This is a genomic window from Carboxylicivirga marina (assembly GCF_016612505.1).
In the GTDB taxonomy this organism is placed as follows: domain Bacteria; phylum Bacteroidota; class Bacteroidia; order Bacteroidales; family Marinilabiliaceae; genus Carboxylicivirga; species Carboxylicivirga marina.
Genome location: NZ_JAENRR010000032.1, coordinates 20,088 through 36,722 on the forward strand (window position 1 = coordinate 20,088; position 16,635 = coordinate 36,722).

12 protein-coding genes are annotated in these 16,635 nt (G+C 38.0%); 8 read left to right on the forward strand and 4 right to left on the reverse strand.

Annotated features, from left to right (window positions below):
* Positions 1-2 precede the first annotated feature (2 nt).
* Positions 3-1,481 carry a carboxypeptidase regulatory-like domain-containing protein gene (locus JIV24_RS13515; protein WP_200465584.1) on the forward strand — a complete coding sequence of 493 codons (1,479 nt, stop codon included), beginning with the start codon at positions 3-5 and terminating at the stop codon, positions 1,479-1,481.
* A gap of 5 nt (positions 1,482-1,486) precedes the next feature.
* Here JIV24_RS13515 and JIV24_RS13520 read toward each other — a convergent pair whose 3' ends face one another.
* On the reverse strand, positions 1,487-1,741 hold the full coding sequence (locus JIV24_RS13520; RefSeq protein ID WP_200465585.1) for a hypothetical protein: 255 nt from the start codon (positions 1,739-1,741) through the stop codon (positions 1,487-1,489).
* Between the two features lie 188 nt (positions 1,742-1,929).
* Between JIV24_RS13520 and JIV24_RS13525 the strand changes: the two genes are divergently transcribed.
* The 3 genes from JIV24_RS13525 (at position 1,930) to JIV24_RS13535 (ending at position 6,681) form a co-directional block, all read left to right on the forward strand.
* Positions 1,930-2,640: a YebC/PmpR family DNA-binding transcriptional regulator gene (locus JIV24_RS13525; protein ID WP_200465586.1), complete on the forward strand. Its 711-nt coding sequence runs from the start codon at positions 1,930-1,932 to the stop codon at positions 2,638-2,640.
* Between the two features lie 177 nt (positions 2,641-2,817).
* Positions 2,818-4,185 (forward strand): dipeptidase, encoded by a 1,368-nt coding sequence (locus JIV24_RS13530; RefSeq protein WP_200465587.1) that lies wholly within the window; start codon positions 2,818-2,820, stop codon positions 4,183-4,185.
* Between the two features lie 306 nt (positions 4,186-4,491).
* Complete coding sequence (locus JIV24_RS13535; RefSeq protein ID WP_200465588.1) at positions 4,492-6,681, forward strand: glutamine synthetase III family protein; 2,190 nt, start codon at positions 4,492-4,494, stop codon at positions 6,679-6,681.
* A gap of 509 nt (positions 6,682-7,190) precedes the next feature.
* Here JIV24_RS13535 and elbB read toward each other — a convergent pair.
* Positions 7,191-7,847 carry an isoprenoid biosynthesis glyoxalase ElbB gene (gene elbB, locus JIV24_RS13540; RefSeq protein ID WP_200465589.1) on the reverse strand — a complete coding sequence of 219 codons (657 nt, stop codon included), beginning with the start codon at positions 7,845-7,847 and terminating at the stop codon, positions 7,191-7,193.
* A gap of 423 nt (positions 7,848-8,270) precedes the next feature.
* Positions 8,271-8,666 carry a carboxymuconolactone decarboxylase family protein gene (locus JIV24_RS13545; protein WP_200465590.1) on the reverse strand — a complete coding sequence of 132 codons (396 nt, stop codon included), beginning with the start codon at positions 8,664-8,666 and terminating at the stop codon, positions 8,271-8,273.
* A gap of 693 nt (positions 8,667-9,359) precedes the next feature.
* On the opposite strand from JIV24_RS13545, the gene JIV24_RS13550 reads away from it, so the two are divergent.
* The 4 genes from JIV24_RS13550 (at position 9,360) to JIV24_RS13565 (ending at position 13,338) form a co-directional block, all read left to right on the forward strand.
* Complete coding sequence (locus JIV24_RS13550; RefSeq protein ID WP_200465591.1) at positions 9,360-10,079, forward strand: DUF6261 family protein; 720 nt, start codon at positions 9,360-9,362, stop codon at positions 10,077-10,079.
* Between the two features lie 326 nt (positions 10,080-10,405).
* Entirely contained in the window at positions 10,406-10,897 is a 492-nt protein-coding gene (locus tag JIV24_RS13555) for a hypothetical protein (protein ID WP_200465592.1), read from the forward strand.
* A gap of 461 nt (positions 10,898-11,358) precedes the next feature.
* Positions 11,359-12,468 carry a BamA/TamA family outer membrane protein gene (locus JIV24_RS13560; RefSeq protein ID WP_200465593.1) on the forward strand — a complete coding sequence of 370 codons (1,110 nt, stop codon included), beginning with the start codon at positions 11,359-11,361 and terminating at the stop codon, positions 12,466-12,468.
* Between the two features lie 327 nt (positions 12,469-12,795).
* Positions 12,796-13,338: a dihydrofolate reductase family protein gene (locus JIV24_RS13565; protein WP_200465594.1), complete on the forward strand. Its 543-nt coding sequence runs from the start codon at positions 12,796-12,798 to the stop codon at positions 13,336-13,338.
* A 346-nt stretch (positions 13,339-13,684) separates the two neighbouring features.
* Here JIV24_RS13565 and JIV24_RS13570 read toward each other — a convergent pair whose 3' ends face one another.
* Positions 13,685-16,498, reverse strand: a complete 2,814-nt coding sequence (locus tag JIV24_RS13570) for a M16 family metallopeptidase (RefSeq protein WP_200465595.1) — start codon at positions 16,496-16,498, stop codon at positions 13,685-13,687.
* Positions 16,499-16,635: the final 137 nt, after the last annotated feature.

The following is a 16,635-nucleotide window of genomic DNA, read 5'->3' on the forward strand; positions in this document are numbered from 1 at the left end:
AGATGGCTAAGTATTCTATATTATTAAGCGTAATTATTTTAACATTAGTTTATTCTTGCGAGGATACAATTGATGAAAAACATAATGGTACAATAACCGGGATAGTTGAGAGTAAAGTTACCGGTATGCCATTGGAAGGAGCTGTGATTAGTACTAATCCACCAAGTTTATCTGTCAAGACGAATGTAGAAGGTAAGTTTACTATTGGTGAACTGGAAGAGGGCGATTATGTTGTGAGTGCTTCGAAACACGAATATGCCAATGGCTCCACAACGGTGAAGGTTATTGAGGATAAAGTAACTACTATCGTGATACAGTTAGAAGACGGAGATTTGGCTGCTAATACGGTTAAGTTTGCCGACCCATCACCTGTTCAAAGTCAGGAAGATGTTGGTGTTCCTGTAACATTCTCATGGAATTATACTGGAGTGAGTGATTCAAGCGATATTGCATTTGAATTGAATGTGTATACAAACGAATCAGAAGGTCCGATAATTACAGAAACGGAGTTGACTGATACTTTTTATGTTGCAGAAAATCTAAGTTATTCAAAAAAACACTTTTGGACACTTACAGCAAAAAAAAACGACGAGAAGGTTGGGCAGAGCGAACTATGGAACTTTAATACTATAAGTAGTTCAAGCTTGCCCTATTTGTTTAGCAGTGTTAGCGATGCCAATATATATTTATCAGGTGAAAAAGAAGGTTCCAGGCATCGTTTGACGCAAGAAACTATATCAAATAATTTTCCTCGAGCTAATCCGGTGACTGACGAGGTTATTTATTCAGCCACCTATAATTCACAGAATTACATTTATTTGGTTTATGGCGAAGAGCAAATTACAAAACGCGTTTCTCCTCTTCCTGTGGATGGTAACCACAATTCAGGGGCCGGTTTTTGTTGGTCTCCTACTGGCGATCAGATTCTTTTCTGTCATTATGACAAATTGTACCGTATCAATAAAGACGGTAGCGGATTGTTTACTGTTTCGACTGCACCGGCAGGACGAAACTACGTTTTTGTTGATTGGTCGGGGCAGTCCGGAAAATTAGTCGTACAATCAAGAGGTGTGAATATTTATGATAGTGAGATATACCTGATGAATCCAGATGGAAGTGATTTAACGATGATTGTTGATAATACTGATGGTAGAACTGAGAATCCTAACTTTAGCATCGATGGCAAATTGGTAGTTTATACACATGATAATGCCAATGTTAATGATCCTTATGGACGAATGTTTGATTCACGTATCTATACGTACGACATTGCATCAGCTACTATAACGGATATTTCAGGCACAAATAAGACAAATGGAACTAATGATTTACAACCTCGTTATTCTCCAGATGGTTCTAAAATTATTTTTGTAAATACATCTAACACAGGTACTGGTCAGAAAAATATATATGTAATGGATGCTGGTGGAGGAAGTCGTGAGTTGTATTTCGAAAATGCTGAAATGCCAGAATGGCGATAACAGAGTTAATCAGAAATTAATCGATCCAGATCTTGTTTCTCAAATAGAGTGGGGTAATCATCCAGAAATTGCTCCATAACCACGCGCATAACAGCTTCTCGCATGAACTTAGATTTATTGCCAATTTTATACCTTTTGCAATAGATACTCACCGCATCTTTCTCTTTGTCATTAAGTAAAAATGTAGCTCTATGCTTGCGTCGAAGTGCTTGTTCGCGAGAGATTACTTTTTGGTGGTCCTTTTTTGCTTTTTTTGCCATTAAGAATTTGTGATTACAGTTGCAAAAATAATAAAATTAGTCAATTGTACTCTGACAATAACTCGGTTAAAGAAGACAAAAGAGGATTATTTTCAATTAAGGAGTCAGATAAAATTGAAAGGATTACTAGATATATTAAAAATCCCTTATAAATTTGCCAAATATTAAAATGAAGAATTTATTAAGAAATGGGACGCGCATTTGAATACAGAAAAGCCTCTAAGCTTAAGCGCTGGGGTACGATGGCAAAAACTTTTACGAAAATTGGCAAACAGATAACCATGTGTGTGAAAGAAAGCGGACCAGATCCGTCGAGTAATTCACGATTGCGTGTGTTAATTCAAAATGCTAAAGCAGCCAACATGCCTAAGGACAACGTTGAGCGTGCTATTAAAAAAGCATCAAGTAAAGATACAGCAGATTATAAGGAGGTAGTATACGAAGGATACGGGCCATTTGGTACAGCTTTTATGGTTGAGACGGCAACAGATAATACAACTCGAACTGTGGCTAATGTTCGCTCATACTTTAATAAGTATGGTGGCTCTTTAGGAACGAGTGGTTGTGTTGATTATATGTTTGAGCATAAATGCAACTTTAAAGTCGAATTGAAGGAAGGTCTTGACCTGGAAGAGTTGGAGCTTGAGTTGATCGACTTTGGTGTTCAGGAGATCTTCGAGGATGATGGATTCATTATGATCTATGGTGATTTTGAAGGATTTGGTCCAATTCAAAAATATCTTGAAGATAATGATTTCAAAATTGAAAATGCAGAATTTGAGCGTATACCACAAGACTCTAAAGAGTTGAATGATGAGCAAATGGCTGAGATTGATAAGCTATTGGCTAAGTTTGAAGAAGACGATGATGTAACGAATGTTTTTAATAATATTAAGTAGTTACATTTTATATAAAAAATTGAGGCGGTAACCTGAACAATTCGGGTTACCGCTTTTTATTTTAATGAGTTTTGTCAATTAATGCCTATATGGGATGAAAGCATGAGTTTTATTCTTGCTTATTGATGATTAGATATGTACTTTTCAAACAGAATTTTAAATAATAACTATAATATCATGCAAGATTTAAAACAATACATTGAGGATAACAAGCAACGCTTCTTAGACGAGCTGTTTGGGTTAATTCGTATTCCATCAATTAGCTCGAAGCCTGAGCATAAAGATGATATGTACAAATGTGCTGAGCACTGGAAGCAACTATTACTTGATGGTGGCGCCGACAAGGCTGTTATAATGGAAACAGAAGGTAATCCTGTTGTTTACGGAGAGAAAATTCTGGATCCATCATACAAGACTGTTTTGGTATATGCTCACTATGATGTTCAGCCAGCTGAGCCATTGGAATTGTGGAAGTCACCTCCTTTTGAGCCTGAAGTACGCGATGGTAAAATCTATGCTCGAGGTGCTGACGATGATAAAGGGCAAGGGTTTATGCATACAAAAGCATTTGAATACCTTGTCAAAACTAACCAGCTTAAATGTAACGTTAAATTTTTAATCGAAGGAGAAGAAGAAGTTGGCTCGCCTAGTTTACCTAAGTTCTGTGAAGACAATAAGGAGTTATTAAAGTCTGATGTGATTGTAGTATCAGATACGGGTATGATTGCTCCTGATGTTCCTACTATAACAACCGGGTTACGAGGTTTGTGTTATTGGGAAGTGGAAGTAACAGGACCTAACCGTGATCTTCACTCGGGATTATTTGGCGGTGCGGTTGCCAATCCAATTAATGTACTGGCTAAGATGATTACGCAAATGGTGGATAAAGATGGGCATATTACTGTTCCAGGATTCTACAACGATGTGGTTGAAGTGTCGGACGATGAGCGTGCAATGATGGCAAAGGCTCCATTTAGCGAAGATGAATATAAAAAGGCTCTTGATGTTGAAGAGTTAGCCGGAGAGAAAGGGTTTAGCACCAATGAGCGTACAGGTATTCGCCCATCGTTTGATGTATGTGGAATTTGGGGTGGATATACTGGCGAAGGTGCAAAGACAGTATTGCCATCAAAGGCATATGCTAAGATTTCATCTCGTTTAGTGCCCGATCAGGATCATACCAAAATTGCTGAGTTATTCTGCAAGCATTTTGAATCTATTGCACCAAAGAGTGTTAATGTGAAAGTGAAACACTTACATGGTGGTCAGGCATATGGTTGTCCAATTGATTTGCCAGCGTACCAGGCTGCCGAAAAAGCATGTGAAACAGTATATGGCCAGCGTCCGGTGCCTGTACGCAGTGGTGGTTCTATTCCTATTATATCTGATTTTGAAAGAATCTTAGGTGTTAAGTCTGTCCTAATGGGCTTTGGATTGGAAGCAGATGCGATTCATTCACCAAATGAAAATTATCCATTAGAGCAGTTCTACAATGGTATTAACACGATACCTTATTTCTTCAAATATTATTCAGAAATGAAATAGTGAAGGTTGAGTTTATGGGGGTATTTATTAATGACCCTTTGTAAATATCATATAATTATTCTTAAAAGCTACCCTGGTGAAATTGGGGTAGCTTTTTTTATGGCCTGTTTTAATGTTTTATTTGTGGGGTTGAATAAAATGGGGTGAATGTTCGATAAAAAATATAAAATATCACTAAAAGCCATCAAAAAACGACTGTTTGTCAATAAAAAGTGAAATAATATTCATTTTTAGTACTAAAAGTGATGGTGGATGTTTAAAAAAGTATATTTTTGCTCCTGCTAACTCGATAAAAAATTAAACACTATGGCACAATTAAGATTTCAGGCTCTATCAGAACTAATGAACAGAGAGCCAAAAGAAGTGGTTTTTCCTTCAACAAAAGCAACTGATTATTATGGCGAATTAGTCTTTAATAAAGACTCAATGGCCAAATACTTATCAGGTGATGCCTATAAGGCTGTTAAGGTTGCTATGGAAAAAGGAGAATCGATTGACCGTAAAATTGCCGATACTGTAGCTTCGGGGATGAAAGCTTGGGCGATGGAACATGGCGCAACGCATTACACTCACTGGTTTCAGCCACTAACAGATGGAACTGCTGAAAAGCACGATGGCTTTATTGATTATGGTGACAATGACACAATGATCGAGGCATTCTCAGGTAAACTGTTAGCTCAACAGGAGCCAGATGCTTCATCATTCCCTAACGGCGGAATCAGACAAACATTCGAAGCACGTGGTTACACAGCTTGGGATGTATCCTCACCAGCTTTTATTATGGGAACAACATTATGTATTCCTACGGTATTTATTTCATATACAGGTGAAGCTTTAGATTATAAAACACCATTCTTGAAGGCATTGTCAGCTGTTGATAAGGCGGCCGTTGGTGTTGCACAATATTTCGATAAAGATGTACGTAAAGTACATACTAACTTAGGTTGGGAGCAAGAGTATTTCTTAATTGATCAGGCTTTATACCAGGCTCGTCCTGACTTAATGATTACTGGTCGTACTTTGATGGGACATTCTTCATCAAAAGATCAGCAATTAGATGACCACTATTTTGGTTCTATTCCTGAGCGTGTATCTAAATTCATGATTGAATTAGAGATAGAATCGCATAAGCACGGTGTGCCTGTTAAAACGCGTCACAATGAGGTAGCGCCAAACCAGTTTGAGTTAGCGCCAATTTATTCTGAGGCTAACTTAGCGAATGACCATAACCAGTTGGTAATGGATTTAATGAAACGTATTGCACGTCGTCATAAATTCGAAGTGTTGCTTCACGAAAAACCATTTGCCGGTATCAACGGTTCGGGTAAGCACAATAACTGGTCATTACAAACAGATAAAGGAGTTGTATTATTAGCTCCGGGTAAAAATCCTAAAGGTAACCTTCAGTTCTTAACATTCGTTGTGAATGCAATTGCAGCTGTATATAAGAGTCAGGATTTATTACGTGCAACTATATTAACAGCATCTAACAGTCACCGTTTAGGAGCTAACGAAGCACCTCCTGCTATTATTTCGGTATTTACAGGGTCGCAGATTGCTGATATGCTTGATAATTTAGCTGAGCGTATTACCGACCAGAAGATGACGCCGGATGAGAAGACAGCGCTTAAATTAGGTATCGGTCGTATTCCTGAAATTCTTCTTGACAATACCGATCGTAACCGTACATCGCCATTCGCCTTTACCGGAAACCGTTTTGAGTTCCGTGCTGTTGGTTCGATGACGAACTGTGCCGCTCCATTAACAGCTTTAAGTGCTGCTATGGCTGTTCAGTTAACTGAATTTAAGAAAGACGTTGATGCCTTAATCGAAAAAGGAGTTAAGAAAGACGAAGCTATCTTCCAGACAATTAAGAAATTAATTCTTGAGTCGGATCCTATTCGATTTAATGGCGATGGTTACTCTGATGAGTGGAAAGATGAAGCTGCTAAGCGTGGCTTAACAAATATTACATCGGTACCTGAGTCACTAACCAAATACCTTGATAAGGCAAGTAAAGATACCCTTGTTGGTACTGGTGTGATGTCGGAGCGTGAGCTTGAAGCCCGTGTTGAGGTTGAAATGGAGAAATTCACTATGAAGATACAGATTGAGGCACGTGTTCTTGGTGATTTAGCTATCAACCACATTGTGCCTACAGCCATTCAGTATCAAACAGAATTGATACACAATGTACAGGGGATGCGTGATATCTTCGATGAAAAAGAATTTAATGAATTAGCAGGTGCTCGTAAAGAATTGATTAAAACCATTTCAGGTCATATCACATCTATCAAAGCTAAAGTGGCTGATATGATTGAGGAACGTAAGAAATGCAATGTAATCGAGTCGGAAACTGAGAAAGCATTTGCTTACGATAAGCAGGTACGTCCTTACCTGGATGATATTCGTTACCACATTGATAAATTGGAGCTAATTGTTGACAATGAAATGTGGCCATTACCAAAATATCGCGAATTACTATTCAACAGATAGTAAGAGTAGAATGCTAGACTATTAGAAACTAGACAATAGATGATTTACATTGTATAGAGAATGATAGTTTAGTAAGCTATACAAAAAAAGGAAAAAAATCTACACACAAAAAAGGTTGCAGCGTAAGTTGCAACCTTTTTTTTATGTTGTTGGCTATAAGCCAGAAGTATTCAAATAATGTTTGATTACACCAACTTTAAACCCGCAATATGCATTAGAAAATCTATTACACATTGAAATTGCTTCAAAACAAGTCACTTCGTTGTTTTATTGCACTTTCAATGTTCATGACGACATTCTAATACATAATCCGGGCAATGTCGTTTAGTTAAGGAATTATATACTCTTGAGTGAACATTACACAGTCTAGATTTTTTTCCCCATCGCCTGCGGCACTTCCCCATGGGGAAGATTTGATTGGCAGTTGGGCATATATTCCAAAAATGCAAGCTGTACATAAATGCTCCCCTTGGGGAGCTACCCAAAGGGAGAGGGGGAAGAACTTATAATTACACCATATCCAACACTGCCTTCACCACATTGTCGGCACCTTCTGCAATCTGAAGAATGTTAGCATCCAACATATAACATGGCGTAGTGGCAATTTTGTTGGCCTCATCTATAATAACTTCGCCATGATTCGTCGTCATGTGGTTAGCGCCCATGGCTTCAATGGCCTGAGCAGTGCCTTCGTCCTGGCCAATAGTAACCGTTACCTCTCCTAATATTTTGGCGATAACAGCTGGCGCAATGCACAATGCTCCAATGGGTTTATTGGCTGCATGTGTTTCTTTAACGGCGCGTTCGGTTTCAGTGTCAACCATGCACTTAGGGCCATCAAAAGCAACTGTACTCAAATTCTTGGCTGCACCAAAACCACCCGGGAGGATTAAAGCATCAAAATCAGCAGCATTATATTCCGATAGTGGCTTTATGTCACCACGAGCGATACGAGCCGCCTCTACCAACACATTACGTTTCTCTTCTGTAGGCTCACCTTTGATGTGATTAATGACGTGGTATTGCTCCACATCGGGTGCAAATAGGCTGTATTCAGCACCTTGTTTTGCGATGGCCAGCAATGTTAGTACTGATTCGTGAATCTCTGCTCCATCGTATACGCCGCATCCTGATAGGATAACAGCTGTTTGTTTTTTATTTGTCATGGTAATTGAATTAAAATGAAGATTAAAAATAAGATATTTTGTGGAGTCTTGCTTTAATAAAATCTGAGTTGTGTAAATTTAATCAAACTCAGGGCTATCCCTTTTTAAATTTTATTGTTCTAAGCTTATTTCCTCAAGCCGGAATGGCTTCTACTTTTTGCCTCCAGCCCAAAAAGTAGACAAAAATGCCGTCGACTAAAGCATTCGCTTACCCATTACGTCATTGTTACGGGAAAAATTTAAAGATTCACAAATCATGCATCAAATTTTTCTTCCCTCCACATATGACGATGGGTCCCAAGCTACATTGCTTAGGTCGATATTTCTTAAAAGCAATTTTCCTGAAATCAAACTCGCGTTAATAAAAAAAAAGCCTGTCTAATTGTTTAGGCAGGCTCATATGAGTAATGTGTCACGAAGTAATCAAGCAGCTTCTGCATGTGCTTCTTTAACAAATGCGCACATCTTTGTAATTTCATCTTTAAATTGTTCAAAGTCGAGCTGCAATCCGTTAACATAGGCACTCCATCCTGCAGTGTGTTTCGCATAATGTATGGCTTCTTCAATTTCTTCAGCAGTTGCACCAAAGAGAATGGCTAACTGTGTATGGAAGAAAATACAATATTGACATTTTGTGGTTGCTGAAATTCCGATACCGATTAATTCTTTATACTTGTTTGGAATGGCATGCTCCTCAACGCCTATCTTTTTCATTAAATTCCATTCCAGCTCCAGTGTATCATCCGGCACCATTTTTAAGAATGTTGGTACTATACCAAACATTGACTTAATTTCTTGGTAAACTTCTTCTTTGTTCATACGCCTTTGTTTATTGATGTATAAGTAATATACGACCACTAGCATGATAAGGGAATAGCATTTGCGTTAAAAAAAGATAAATAGGTCTTTAATTAATAGTAATGAGCACTTCAAGCTATTGCTCAAATCTTAATATGTGATGGAATGCACGTAGCTGTTTTTATGATTGAGATTATTGTTAACTAAGGGCCGTTTATTCGTCTCGAAAAACCGGTCATTCATCCTTTAATTCGGTTGTTTCGTCAAGGAAATGGAAAATAGTGTTATAAAAAGGTGTTACGTTTTCGCCTTTCTGCAATTAACTGATATAACCTAATTGTTTTCGAATAATGACCAAACTTAAAATCTACACAGCTCTTCTGCATGTATTTGCAAACGACACTTCATGTATATCATCGATTTTTTACTTAGTGGAGCCGATACAACTTGTATTTGCTTGTTTAAGCAGTAAAAAGTGTCGATACCCTTTGGTATTGGCCCCACCCAGTATTAAAAAGTGTCGATACCAAAAGGTATTTGAAAGAATAAGCACTAAAACACCACAATACCATTTGGTATTCACTCCGCTAAGTAGTTAAACTCACCGATACCATTTGGTATTGAGAAAAAAATAGAAAAGCATCGATACCAAATGGTATCGGGATAAAGCAACTAATCCCCAATTATCAAGTAGAAATTTAAATTTTTATGAAAATGAAAAAAATACCAAGAATCCTAACCAACACCCGTGTTAGTGAAGTCAATGGTTTGTTTCGGCAAATGATTGATGAATTTACAAAGGGTGATTACAGCGGTGATGCTTATTTGAGCCATACATTTGGGCAAGTCACCGATATGAACGAACAATTAGGCATTGCCATTATGCGCGATGCGGTAGAGTCGGATTTAGCCGATTTAGATGATGTGACTGATCAAATATTTACTTTGTTGCATGGCCTTGTTAAAGGTTATACCTGCCATCCGGATGAGGCCATTGCCAATGCGGCTATTTGGCTTTTTAAGATGATTGAAAAGTATGGTCTTGAAGTAAAGAATAAGAGTTACCGTGAGGAGTATCCTTTGTTGGCCTCTATGATAGCTGAGCGTAAAACGGAAGACTATCAGACCTGTGTAGCTCAGCTATCGGGTTGCGATATCCGTTTTAACCAGCTCGAAACAGCTGTGGACAACTTTAATGCCAAGCAAAACGATTATTACTCGGTGAAAGATGACCGTAAGGAGTTGGAAACAGCTTCGGTAATTAAAAAACGATTGATTGATTTGCTCAACGACGATGTAGCACCTTACATGGTGGTGATGAGCAAAGTGAATGCGGAAACATATGCTGAATTAGCACAGTTTATAGTGAACCGTATTGACGAAAGCAATGCGCTGGTGCGTCAGCGTAAATCAAAAGTTGAAACAATAGATTAAATAAAAATGGGAGATTAGTTGTAGCCCCGCAGAAATGCGGGGCTTTTTAGTAAGTGTTTTAATAAGAATGCATAAGCAGAGGAGATGCTTGTATGAATAGCTGTTTTTACTAATTTAGAAGAGTATTAACATATAATAGCCACTTAATAGAGCAAAAAAGCTTGTTATGTGGTAAAACGAACGATGCACAAAGCAGATATATCGGCAATATGCTCGTGGATATAGGAGAGTTGTGTGGCATAAAACAAACCATATAATCATTGAATAAACTGTTTAAACATATTAAGAATCGCAAGTTGATATTGATACTAATTATTATATCGTTTGTGGCGACTGTGATTTCGTTATCATTTAAATTCTTCTTGAAAGCATATTTGCCATGGAATTTGGGAGACTATAATACCACTTTGTATTCACTTCTTCTTGTCTTTCTGACCAGTGTTTTAATTAGTTGGTTTATAATCTTATCAAAAATTCGATTCACATTAAAGGGATTTATAATTCCTGCTATTCTAATTTTAAACTTTTATGTTTCAGCCAAAGTTGGACATGTTTTAACTAATCAAGCAGTTAAGGCATTTTGCCATTTGAACGAAGATAAGTTTATTGAACTAAAGCAAATTTTAGAGGAAGGAAATATAAAAACAATCTCTAGAATTCCATTAAATAGTCATTTCACAATAAGGACTAATGAAGGAGAATATATTACACATAAAAGATTGGTTGACCTTGCAAAACAACTAGGTTTTCTAAGTGCAAACCGACAAAAAACATTAAGATTATATATCAATTCTCAATGTGGGGAGGCTATGGCTTAATATTAGCAGACGAAGAACAAAATAATACTGTCCAAGTGGAATTCGGTGGAGAGATTACAAAGTGGCAAGAAATCAATACTAATATTTACTATTATGAATTTGAATAAATTACGACACACAACACGCTAGTATAAAGCAATTGTCGTTCGTGAGCAATTAAAAGTTCAGTTGGTTAATTGACCACCGCCAAATATTTGATTTATGATCAAAGTGTTTGTCTTTTTAAGGCGTTCATGATTTTACAATTGACTTTTGAAAAGTTACAACCAAATACAGCGCTTTGGCTTTGGCCATTTTAGGAAATGAAACCAGTTGAATATATACTAATGCTTCCTACCGGCGTAGCTAAGCAATAATATTCTTAAATGAATTGTATCAGCCATTGTTAAAGGTGTGGTTATTTCGGATATTGTATGATTATGATACCACTAGGTTATTTAACCGCCAAATTTACCTTTAATATGAAAAAGATTCTGCTGATTGTTATGTGCTCTATTATCAGTATATTAACGCACTCCCAAAAGAAAACCTCCACCTTTAGAGATACAATTGATAATGCCATTGATTTAAGTAAGTTCTTAACTGAGAAGAAGGGTGTACTTCCCATTCCTACCATTATAACAGAGCCTGCTGTTGGCTTGGGTGCTGGTTTAGCCATAGGTTACTTTCATGGTTCAATATTGGAAACAGGTAATATACCGGATATAACAGTGGCTTTTGGTGGGTTTACAGATAATGGAACCTGGTTTGGCGGGATGGCTCACAAGGGCTATTGGAAACAGGATAGAATCAGGTATACTGGCTTACTGGCTAAATCCTATATTAACATTGATTACTATGGCCCCAATAATGTATTGGATGACCCAATCGAAATGAACCTTGATACCTGGATTTTTTTGCAGCAGATTAAATTCCGCTTTAAGCAATCAGATTTTTTTGTAGGAGCACGCTATTTCTTATATGATGGTATCAATACCCTTGAATTACCCATTGACTTACCAGAATATACAGGTAGTGAATTTAGCTCAACACTAAGTGAAGTATCTTTAATGGTTGATTATGATACGCGCGACAATGTTTTTTCTCCATCCAAAGGTTTTTATGCTCATGTTGCCGGTACTTATAGCGATGAGTGGTTGGGAGGTCCTGATTTGTATGGACGATTAAAAGGCGTGTTGCTAGGCTTTGGTGAGCTTAGTGAGAAAGCAACTGTTGGTGTGCGTATTGAAACACTTTATGCTAGTGAGAATACACCGTTTTGGGCCATCCCGAGTATAACCATGCGAGGCGTTCCGGCTGCTAAGTTTCAGGGTAATAATGTGAATGTGTTGGAGGCACAGCTCAACTATAAACTTAATTATCGGTGGGAGATGGTGGGATTTACCGGCATTGGTACAACAGCTCCGGTGGGAGATGGCTGGTTAGAAACTTCTCAATCGGTTCGCACGGTGGGGGCAGGTGTTCGCTACATGATGGCGCGTGTTTTTGGTTTAAATGCAGGAATGGATTTGGCCTGGAGTGCTGATGATTTTGGTTTTTATTTTGTGGTAGGTCATGCCTGGGCACGTTAAATATTTAAATTTACTGAGGTCAGTAGTTAATTACTTATAATAAGAATTGACTGATGCACTGTTTTTAGTGCGTTGGCCAGTCAAAAAGGCGGGCCGGCGATGGCTGGCGGGAAGAAGCATCTTTTTGACTAGACCTTTTTGTTTACTTTTTGCGGCAATGGCAATTATTGCGAATAGTGAAAACAGAGCCAAGTGTGCTTGAGCTATGTTGAGCTGAGCAATAATGCGATAGAAAAAGTAAAAGCCCATCCGGCTAGAGGATTAGCAAATCACGTGAATTTTCAATTGGGTCAGTAGGTATCTGCCGACCACTATAAATTTAAATGAATGGAAAAGCGAAACAAAGTATTTATTGCGACGAGCCTTGATGGTTATATAGCCGATAAAAATGGTGGCTTAGATTGGTTACACAGTATTCCTAACCCTGAACAGGTTGATATGGGGTATGGGCCTTTTATGGATGAGGTAGATGCTATTGTAATGGGACGTAGGACTTTTGAAACAGTATGTGGTTTTGATTGTCCGTGGCCGTATGCCAAGCCGGTATTTGTGTTGAGTCGAACAATAAAAAGCATTCCTGAAGAATATGCTGATAAAGCTGAGTTAGTAAAAGGTAGCCTTATAGAAGTAGTGGAGCAAATCAATGGTAGGGGATTTAATCAATTATACATCGATGGCGGTACAACCATTCAAAGCTTTTTAAAAGAAGATCTGATTGATGACTTAATTATGACCACTATTCCGGTGCTCTTAGGGGGCGGTTCGTCATTGTTTGGTGATTTAGATAAGCCACTTGATTTTGAGTTTGTTTCATCACAAGTATACCTCGATAAAGTTCCTCAGGTACGATACAAGCGCATAACAACCTAGCTTATTAATATTGATGAGTTGTTGGTTGAAACACTAGAAAATGTACCCGTATCACAACAAAATAAAGCAGCGCATTAGGAATGACGAATTGATTGCTTATCAATTCGTCGAGGTATATAATTCAATTAGTCCTTGTTTGCTTCTGTTTTTTTCAACTGAGCCTGTTATTCGGCCTATTCGTCAGCATCGTTTCGATGAGTATTTATTGATTTTACCAAAGGAACTCCAAAAGGGTAAAGACTTATAAGGACACATTATTTTGAATTAATAATGCAGTTGTTGCAAGTTGATGAAAAAAAAAGGCAACCAAAATGGCTGCCTTTCTTAGTATACTGTTTTTTAAGGATTAGTCCTCTTGCGGAACGAATACCACTTCTATTTTATCGGCTTTCTTAAAGAATTTCTTCGCTAATTTTTTAATGTCCTTAGCGCTCATGTTTTCTACAATTTCTTCGTAGTTTTCTGCCAGGGTCATGTTAATGCCATTTACATAGTAGCTGCGAATGTTACCCATCCAGTAGCCGTTCTGTTCTTTTCCTTCGGCGCGACTCTTTAAGATGTTCAAACGTGTTTTATCCAAATCTTCAGTGGATGCCCCTGTTTTTATCATCTTGTCAATTTCGGCATATACCAATGGAATTAAGTCGTTAGCGCGCTCAGGGTCGCAATCAAACTGAATCATTACAGAACCTTCTGCTTCTGGATAATGAGTCGTTGAAGCACTAACACCTACGCCATAAGTTCCACCTTCTTTTTCGCGAATGCTTTCAGTGTAACGTAAACGTAATACCGCACTGATGAATGACATCGCAATTCTGTTCTCTGGAGTGTAATCCAATTCACTATTGTAGATGATCTGAACGGTAGCTTTAGGTTCTGCTAGTTTTACCGGAATGGTTTTCTTCGTCAATCCTTCAGGACCATTAACGTTGTTATCTCTCCAGTTTTCTTTTGTGTCGTTCGATGAGATGGCGCCAAGGTATTTAGCTGCCATGGCTTTGGCTGTTTCCTCTTCGATATCACCTACAATAAAGAATGTAAAGTCAGCAGCATTGTTAAAGCGCTCTTTGTAAATCTCTTCCATGCGGTTAAATGATACCTTTTCAAGGTATTCAGGGCCAAATATTAAATTACGTTCATGGTAGTTTGAACGAATTTGGCTAATGCTGTCACGCATAATCTTCTTAGGGTCGTCACCCATATTGGCTACATAAGCTTTGTAACGAGCCATTAAAGCATTAAAGGCTTCTTCATCAAAACGTGGCTGCTCAAAATGAAGGTAAGCCAACTGCATCATGATTTCAAAGTCTTCAGTACGACTGCTTCCTGAAATGTATTCGGATAAACCACTGATGTTGAACTCAACATTTGCTTTTTTGCCTGTTAAAGCTTTTTGAAGAGAAATGGCATCGTAATCACCTATTCCAAAGGCAGGCACAAAGTCTGAAGCCATGCTTGCTGAAGGTAAATCAGCCACCTCATATAACGATGAACCACCTTTACTGTAACTGCTTAATGCTACCTGGTTTTTGTTGTAGTTAGCATAGCGGTATACCACTTTTGTATTATTGTTTAAAGTCCACTCTACAGCATCAAACTCAGGTAAAGCTCGCTCCGAAACAACTTTACCTTCAACTGGTAATTCTTCAACCAACGATGAGCTTACTACTTCATCAACATAAGCGGTAATGCTTGCATTGTTTTCAACTTTTTCAATAATCGCGAAAGCTTCGTCTTGGTTTAAGTGCGAAATACCTTCTTTTTCCGGACCAGTAACGATGACTACACGGTTTTCTTTCGTGTACATGCTGTTAAAGTAGGCTTTTAATTCTTCAGTTGTGATTGAAGGAATGATGGCCTGAGCAAATTTGAATTCGTACTCGATGCCTGGCATGGGCTCATTTTCTAAGTACAAATTCGCAAGTTCTTTACAATAACTATCGTGATTTATTTTATCGCGTTGCTTGTAATAGTTCTCGTAGCCCATTAACATTTGTGCCTTAGCACGCTCCAATTCTCCTTCTGCAAAACCAAAACGCTTAACACGCTCTACTTCTGTTAATATCGCTTCAAAAGCTAAGGCCTCCTCATTTTCTTTGGCAGTTGAAGCTATGCTCATCAATGATACAGTTCGTGGGTAGTCTGAGAAACTAATATAGCCATTAATAAAAGGAGGATTTCCTTTTTGTAATAACTCGTTAATACGTGTACCTATCATCATTCGGATAAGGTTACGCTTATAGTTAGTTTTTAATGTATTGTGATTTTTGTCACCTGCATCTTCCGCTTGGTGACGTACATACATTGATACGCTTGATTGTGTGTTCTCTTTGTCTGTAGCAAGCTTGAAGGTTGTTTCTGCTCTTGGTTCCACCTTAACTTCATAGCGCTCTTTCGGGTTGTCTACAGCCGGTATTTTTGAAAATAACTCAATCACCTTTTGTTCCATTTCAGCTGCGTCAAAGTCTCCAACTACAGCAATTGCCTGTAAATCGGTACGATACCAGTCATGATAAAAACGACGTAGTTCGTCGTATTCAAAGCCTTTGATAACATCTAATTCACCAATCACATCGCGTTCGCCGTACTTTGAGTTATTTAATAATGCCGGCATCGTTTGGTTGCGTGTTCTAAAACCAGCATCACGACGTGTACGCCATTCTTCAGAAATAACACCACGCTCAGCATCAATTTCTTCTTCTTCCAATGCCAGGTAGTTTGACCAATCGTGTAAAACTAGTAAACAAGTATCCATTAATCCGTTTGGAGCAACAGGAACGTTTGAAATGTTATATACCGTTTCATCCTGAGCCGTGTAGGCGTTAATGTTACGGCCAAAGGCAATACCATGCTTTTCAAGTGATGAAATAACACCTTTACCAGGGAAATGCTTTGTTCCGTTAAAAGCCATGTGCTCTAAAAAGTGAGCTAATCCATCTTGTGAATCATCCTCAAGGATACCACCTACATTTTGTATAATGTAGAAGCTGGCACGTTCTTTTGGTTCTTGATTATGACGGATGTAATATGTTAATCCATTATCCAAAACGCCAGTACGTATCTCCGGATCGATTGGCACAGGTGAATTTAAATCAATCTGTGCTGTTGCTGAACTTCCCAATAAAAAGAAAGCTAAGGCAAAAAATAAAAATTGCTTCATTTGGTTAGTTTTAAAGCATAGGCTTTCGGTAGACAGCCAATGCATATCATTAATTTTAACTGTTTTGCAAGTTAAAGGTCAACAAAATGGGACAAGTATAAGTAGGTACTTATTGTTGAGCACAAATATATCTTTTT

Coding starts and splice junctions, on each gene's coding strand:
- JIV24_RS13545 (WP_200465590.1), bottom strand. CDS start 8,666: ATGAACAAAGAAGAAGTTTACCAAGAAATTAAGTCAATGTTTGGTATA.
- JIV24_RS13530 (WP_200465587.1), top strand. CDS start 2,818: ATGCAAGATTTAAAACAATACATTGAGGATAACAAGCAACGCTTCTTA.
- JIV24_RS13515 (WP_200465584.1), top strand. CDS start 3: ATGGCTAAGTATTCTATATTATTAAGCGTAATTATTTTAACATTAGTT.
- JIV24_RS13570 (WP_200465595.1), bottom strand. CDS start 16,498: ATGAAGCAATTTTTATTTTTTGCCTTAGCTTTCTTTTTATTGGGAAGT.
- JIV24_RS13535 (WP_200465588.1), top strand. CDS start 4,492: ATGGCACAATTAAGATTTCAGGCTCTATCAGAACTAATGAACAGAGAG.
- JIV24_RS13560 (WP_200465593.1), top strand. CDS start 11,359: ATGAAAAAGATTCTGCTGATTGTTATGTGCTCTATTATCAGTATATTA.
- JIV24_RS13520 (WP_200465585.1), bottom strand. CDS start 1,741: ATGGCAAAAAAAGCAAAAAAGGACCACCAAAAAGTAATCTCTCGCGAA.
- JIV24_RS13550 (WP_200465591.1), top strand. CDS start 9,360: ATGAAAAAAATACCAAGAATCCTAACCAACACCCGTGTTAGTGAAGTC.
- JIV24_RS13525 (WP_200465586.1), top strand. CDS start 1,930: ATGGGACGCGCATTTGAATACAGAAAAGCCTCTAAGCTTAAGCGCTGG.
- JIV24_RS13565 (WP_200465594.1), top strand. CDS start 12,796: ATGGAAAAGCGAAACAAAGTATTTATTGCGACGAGCCTTGATGGTTAT.
- elbB (WP_200465589.1), bottom strand. CDS start 7,847: ATGACAAATAAAAAACAAACAGCTGTTATCCTATCAGGATGCGGCGTA.